The organism is Undibacterium sp. FW305-107, assembly GCF_058788535.1.
Window position 1 is genome coordinate 369,355 of record NZ_JBYTAV010000004.1, and the last position, 6,444, is coordinate 375,798.

Genomic DNA, 6,444 nt, shown 5'->3' on the forward strand with positions numbered 1-6,444 from the left:
CATGGGTGGAAATGCATTAAAGGCTGATTCAGTTCGTTTGCCAGCTGCACGATATCGCGAGGTGGAACACTATGCCGTGACGACATTGCAGCGGCATTTTCCACAGCGCCGTATCGAGGCTGTCATGGCCTATGCTGACAAGGCTGATTTTGGTGATCTTGATATCCTGATCGAGGCCGGCGATGGTTACAGTTCCAGACAATTTGCAGATGCACTGCAGGCGACAGAAGTTGTTGCCAATGGTGACGTCACCAGCATAGGCCTGGCTATTGCAGAAGGTGTATTCCAGCTTGATCTGATCAGGACAGACTCTGTCTCGTTTGATTTTGCTTCACGCTATTTTGGTTTGAATGATTTTGGTAATCTGATAGGTCGCATCGCGCATAAATTTGGGGCCAAGTTTGGCCATCTGGGCTTGTTGTATCCCATGCGTGACCCGGACAATAAAGACCATCTGATTGCAGAATTGTGCATTACGCGGGATTTTGGCGCAGCCTTGAATTTGCTGGGCTATGATGCGCTGCTGTATGAGGACATGCGTGCGGCAGGGCAGTTCAAGACCCTGGAAGATATCTTCCTCTATGTTGTGTCTTCACCCTATGTCAACCGCGAAATCTATCTGCTGGATAACCGCAATCACAAGGCCAGGATACGCGATGCCAAGCGGGCGACTTACAATGCCTTCTTGTTATGGCTGGATGAGCAGGACGTGGTGCAACTTCCAGCTTATGCATGGGCAGAAAGTGGCACGCCTGCACGACTAGAGCAAAAGCAGGCATTTCTGGAAATGGCTTTCGCCCGCTTCCCGGATTTCGAGCTGGCGCATGAGCAGGCGCTAGAAAAATACGCGCGAAAAAAACAAGTGAAACAGCAATTCAATGGTGCCCTGGTTGCTGACATCACTGGCCTGTCTGGTAAACAACTGGGTGAATTGATGGCGCAGATACGCAATTCATTTGCGGATGAAACCAGCTTTGAAAACTTCTTTCTTGATACTGATGTTGAAGTAATCAAAGCCAGGTTCTTGCAGGAAGCGACAGCACTCTCGTCATGAACATCCCATCATGAACTTCCCAAATAGTGCTGCCTGCAACTAAGGTGTGACCAGCCCGTCCATGCGCACAACTTCAAAGCTGCTGCCTTTGACACTGCCCAGTTCAGACACCAGTTTATCGTTATTCCAGCGTGCATCAGGTGCGCCGCTGATGTACCAGTTGGAGCCATTGTCGGCCACAAGCATGCCATAGGTTTTCATGGCTTGCAGGATGGCTTTGGTTTCGTTGGAAAAATTCGCAGGTATCTGATAACTGGCTTTCAGGCGCACGCGCATGCCCATGGGCGGCAGGGTGTTGCTGGTGTTGGATGATGCCCAGTGTGTCGCTGGCGGTACATAGGCGCGGCGTGTGCGGCTTACCGTAAAACGCAAGGCGTGTCGTATGACACCACTAGCAGCTTCTTCATAACGTACCAGACCAGGGAAGATGGGCAGGCCTGCAGCATCGGCACTGGTCCAGCCTGGTTTTCCACCGGGTCTGACTGTATTGGATGTCAGATCAAATATGGCACCGCCACTGACCTTCCAGCTACCGCCTGCTTGTGGATAGGCATTACCGACTTCATAGAGGCGGTTGGCATCGCGGTCTATGACGAGGACGTGGCGGTCACCATCAAAGCTGCTGCCGTTGGCTTTTTGCCCTTCTATCGGCGCGTTGCTTGGTATGGGGTAAGGACCGGGTTCGCTTTCATCGCCATAGTCGGTAAATTGCACACTGACCTTGGGCTGGCTGCCTGCGACGACCACATAAGGTATGCCTATCGGCGCTCCGTCATACAGGCCAGCACCAAAATCAGGATGCAGGCCTGTCCCCAGGCCTATGCTGCTGATCAGCGCATCCGATGCGGGGTCGACTGCCGCATTGGAGATGTCGGTATTCCAGGCATTATTGGCAGGGAAAGGCAGGCTGCCATTCAGATTGGCACCGGCACCCAGGTCAGCCCTGCGCAAGTCGCCATAGACTGCATTGCCTGTGGTGCTACCGGTGCCTGCGCTATTCACGGTCACGGTGACCGTCGCGCTGGCATTGCAGGCTATGCTGCAGGCGGAATTGCTGGCTGTCAGTGTATAAGTCGTGGTCGCAGCCGGGTTGACGACAAGGCTATTGCCGGTAACAGCAGCACCATTCAGCGTCAGGCTGGTGGAGCCAGTGACTGTCCAGCTCAGTTGCGTACTTGACCCTGCATTGATGCTGGCAGGATTGGCGATGAAGCTATTGATCACTGGCGCAGTAGCCGTCGTGGTTCCGGTAGTGCCGCCAGTACCTGTGGTAGTTGTAGTCGTTGTGCCAGTCGTGCCGGTATTGGCAGGTGCAGAACCGCCTCCACCACCGCAAGCAACCAGGGGCAGTATCAATGCAAGGGCAGACAGTTTTGGCAGGAAATGTGGTGGCATGGTTTTACTCTTGGCATACGGCGTGGGGAAATCAGACTAGTCTTGAAATCCTGAGCCGACAATACGAATTGCATTTCCTTACAAATTGCCAGACTGAAAACATGTATCATTTTTTGCAAAACCATTATCAAAGATCATCATGAACACGACTACCCTGCCACTGGAAGAACAAGAACATCCCATAGACCCGGCGATACGCGCAGAGATCAATGCGACCCTGCAACGCATAGAAGAGACGCATGATGTCAAAGTCTTGTTTGCCTGCGAGTCAGGCAGCCGTGGCTGGGGCTTTGCTTCTCCAGACAGCGATTATGATGTGCGCTTTATCTATGCCAACAAACTGGATTGGTATCTGACTGTCTTCCCTGGTCGTGATGTCATCGAATTACCTGTCAATGAAATCTATGATGTCAGCGGCTGGGACTTGCGCAAGGCCCTGGGCTTGCTGCGCAACGGCAATGCGACGCTGATAGAGTGGTTGTCTTCACCGGTAGTGTATGCGGCTGATCCTGTCTTTTTGCGAGCCCTGCAAGCGGCATCGCGTGAAGTGCACAGGCCGGAAAGGGCTTATTACCATTACCTGCATATGGCCAGCAAAAACTACCGCGAGCACTTGCAGGGTGAAATGGTCAAGCTGAAAAAATACCTGTATGTATTGCGCCCCTTGCTGGCTTGTTTGTGGATAGAACGAGACCTGGGTCCTGTGCCCATGCGTTTTCAGGACATGGTGGATGCAACAATTGAAGACAAGGAATTGCTGGCAGCCATCGCCGAATTACTGGTCATCAAACGCCGTGCCAAAGAATCAGAATTATCGGTACCCATGCCTGTCATCAACCGTTTTATCGAGAGCCAACTGCAGAGGCTCGACGGTGTCAGAACTAATAGCACGGGTGACATGGATTTCTCGGTACTGGATAACTTGCTGTTTGATACAGTCATGAAAAAGCCTGCTTAAAAAGCAAGGAATTAGGGCCTGCAAACAGAAATCCGCGATTTCAACCATAATGCATAGGACTTACGCAAAATTGTCCCAGCAAGGCGTAGCGACGAAGACAGTACTTTAGTACGGCTAGGCGCTGCAACGCAGCTGGGGCGGTTTTGCGTAAGTCCAACGGTTTTCTCTACATTTGAAATTGCAGGCTCATGTCTTCCTCATACCCCTTATCCATACTTGATCTGTCACCGATTGCCGAAGGCAGTGATGCTGCACAATCCTTTCGCAACTCCCTCAGCCTGGCCCAGCATGGCGAGGGCTGGGGCTATCAGCGTTACTGGCTGGCAGAACACCACGGCATGCCTGGCATTGCCAGCGCTGCCACTGCTGTACTGATAGGCCATATCGCCGGGGGCACCAAAAGCATACGCGTTGGGGCTGGTGGCATCATGCTACCGAATCATTCACCGCTCGTCATCGCGGAACAATTTGGCACGCTGGAATCACTCTACCCTGGCCGCATAGATCTGGGTCTGGGACGTGCACCTGGTTCAGACCAGCGCACTGCGCGTGCATTAAGGCGCAATCTCTCCAGCGATGCAGATGAGTTCCCGCAGGATGTGGCTGAACTGATGGATTATCTCAGTGAAGATTCGCAGCAGGCGGTACGTGCTGTGCCTGGACATGGTTTGAAAGTGCCGATCTGGATTCTGGGTTCCAGCCTGTTTGGTGCACAACTGGCGGCAGCCATGGGCTTGCCGTATGCCTTTGCCTCGCATTTCGCACCCCAGCAAATGATGCAGGCGATAGAAATTTATCGTGCCACCTTCCGTCCATCGGCACAGTTGGACAAACCCTACGTCATGCTGGGCTTTAATGTGTTTGCGGCGGATACGGATGATGAAGCCTATTACCTGGCCAGCTCTGCCCAGCAGGCATTCATCAATTTACGCAGTGGCCGCCCGGCAAAGCTGCCTTTGCCAGTCGCCAATTTCTTGCAGAATATCGGCCCGCAAGAGCATGCCTTGCTGGAGCAGGTTTTATCATGCTCGGCCATCGGTGCACCGGATACTGTCGCTGAAAAAATGCAGGCATTCATAGAATATACCAGTGCGGATGAATTGATGATCACGGCACAAATCCACAATCACGCTGCGCGCCTGCGTTCTTATGAAATTGCGGCACAGGCAGGCGCAACCATCAAACTGACTCCCAAAATTTGATTTGATTATTGATGAAACGGCGAAAGTAATTTGAGGCAACTTTTGCCATTTTTTTGTTTGCCCTGAGATACACTTAAGTTTTGGGGACAAACAAGAACATGAAAAATTTCGCGCATCGCTTTTCTTACACCGCAGTCGTTACATTATTTACCCTTGCTGGTCTGGCTGCCCCGGCTGCAACAGTCAGTGCACAAAATAATCTGCCAACGACACCGGCAGCCTGGTCAGAAACATTTAAAAAAGATCTGCAACTGGCTTACCAGGAAACCCTGGAAAATCATCCAGGTGCGCATGATCCCCATAACCCGGATTTTCGCAAGAACCTCGATACTGCACGCAGCAATGCACTGGCCCTGGCGGACAAGATAAAAGACGCAGCAGGCTATGAAGCGGCATTCAATCGTTTCAACGTCAGCCTGCATGATGGCCATGCTGGTGCACAGGCCAAGTTGCCTCCTTCTCTGGCGCCACGCATACGCTGGCCAGGTTTTGTCACAGTTTGGCGTGGTGACGCTCTGTATGTCTATGCATCTGAAACAGCACAGCCTGCCACCGGGGCCAGGCTGCTCAGTTGTGATGGCAAACCGATCAAAGAGCTCGTAATGGAAAATGTTTTTTCCTTCAAAGGCCGCAGTGATGAGGCAGGGCACTGGTGGTATCTGGCCAGGCAGGCCCTGATCGATTATGGCAATCCTTTTGTGCAAGTGCCCACACAATGTGTGTTCAGCCATCAAGGCAAGACACTGACACATACGCTCAACTGGCAAGCTGCCAACGACAATTTCGAAACCTGGCGCATACGTTCCTATAACGGGGAAACGCTGCCCACAGGTTTGACAGAGCCAAGGAAAAATCTGTTGTGGGTCGCGATGCCCAGTTTTCAGCCCAACCAGGCAGAACGCGATACGCTCAATAAAATGACTCAGGAAATTGCTGAGCATCGCGAACGTGCATTGCATGCAGATGCCATCGTCATTGATTTGCGCGACAACGAGGGCGGCTCTTCCGAGTGGAGCCGCAAATTTGCCAGTGCCTTATGGGGCAAGGAAAGAGTGAATCGCCTGATGCAGGCATATTCACCCAATACCGATGTCTGGTGGCGCGCCTCCAGAGATAATACCCGCTATATGCACGAACTGATAAAGCAATTTAAAAGCGAAAACAGGGAAGACAGTGCTGCCTGGGCGCAGCGACATGCCAAAGGCATGCAGGCAGCGCTGGACAAAGGTGAATACTTTTATGTGGAATCATCTACCTTCAAATCTGAAACCATAGCAGCTGCCACCACCAGCAGCTTGCCAGCAGACCCGGTCAGCCTGACAACGCCGGTGTATGTTATCGTCCCAGGCCAATGCGCCAGCGCCTGCCTGGATGCGCTGGATATCTTCACACGCTTTGACAATACCAAACTCATAGGCGCACCCAGTTCGGCAGATTCCAGCTATATGGAAGTCCGTACCAAGACGCTGCCATCCGGGTTGGCGCGTGTGGTCATCCCCAACAAGGTCTATGTCAACCGCGCACGCGCTGCCGGGCAGGTTTATACACCGGCCATCACGGTCACCGACGTAGCATGGTCGACTGATAATTTCTTGAAAATTGTAGAAGCCGATCTGGCCAAATCTAGGTAATACAGAATATGGGCAAATAGGACTTCCACAAAATTGTCCCAGCAAGGCTATCGCTTTAGGAAACCACCCTTGCAAGGGTGGTTCGTTCCGTTGGCGGACAACATGTTGTCCGAAACCCCAACTGCACCTATCGCTTTAGGAAACCACCCTTGCAAGGGTGGTTCGTTCCGTTGGCGGACAACATGTTGTCCGAAACCCCAACTG

Annotated in this window: 5 protein-coding genes; 4 read left to right on the top strand and 1 reads right to left on the bottom strand. The window is 52.3% G+C overall.

Going from position 1 to position 6,444, the window contains the following annotated elements:
* Position 1: 1 nt before the first annotated feature.
* Complete coding sequence (locus AC3WQT_RS11245; RefSeq protein WP_492703950.1) at positions 2-1,054, top strand: hypothetical protein; 1,053 nt, start codon at positions 2-4, stop codon at positions 1,052-1,054.
* A gap of 39 nt (positions 1,055-1,093) precedes the next feature.
* Here AC3WQT_RS11245 and AC3WQT_RS11250 read toward each other — a convergent pair whose 3' ends face one another.
* The gene (locus AC3WQT_RS11250) at positions 1,094-2,449 is read right to left on the bottom strand and encodes a hypothetical protein (RefSeq protein ID WP_492703951.1); all 1,356 of its coding nucleotides are present in this window, start codon (positions 2,447-2,449) and stop codon (positions 1,094-1,096) included.
* A 139-nt stretch (positions 2,450-2,588) separates the two neighbouring features.
* Between AC3WQT_RS11250 and AC3WQT_RS11255 the strand changes: the two genes are divergently transcribed.
* From AC3WQT_RS11255 to AC3WQT_RS11265, 3 genes are all read left to right on the top strand, one after another.
* A complete protein-coding gene (locus tag AC3WQT_RS11255) occupies positions 2,589-3,407 on the top strand; it encodes a nucleotidyltransferase domain-containing protein (RefSeq protein WP_492703952.1) in 819 nt (272 codons plus the stop codon).
* A gap of 188 nt (positions 3,408-3,595) precedes the next feature.
* Positions 3,596-4,609 (top strand): LLM class flavin-dependent oxidoreductase, encoded by a 1,014-nt coding sequence (locus tag AC3WQT_RS11260; RefSeq protein WP_492703953.1) that lies wholly within the window; start codon positions 3,596-3,598, stop codon positions 4,607-4,609.
* A gap of 98 nt (positions 4,610-4,707) precedes the next feature.
* Positions 4,708-6,240 (top strand): S41 family peptidase, encoded by a 1,533-nt coding sequence (locus tag AC3WQT_RS11265; protein ID WP_492703954.1) that lies wholly within the window; start codon positions 4,708-4,710, stop codon positions 6,238-6,240.
* Positions 6,241-6,444 lie beyond the last annotated feature (204 nt).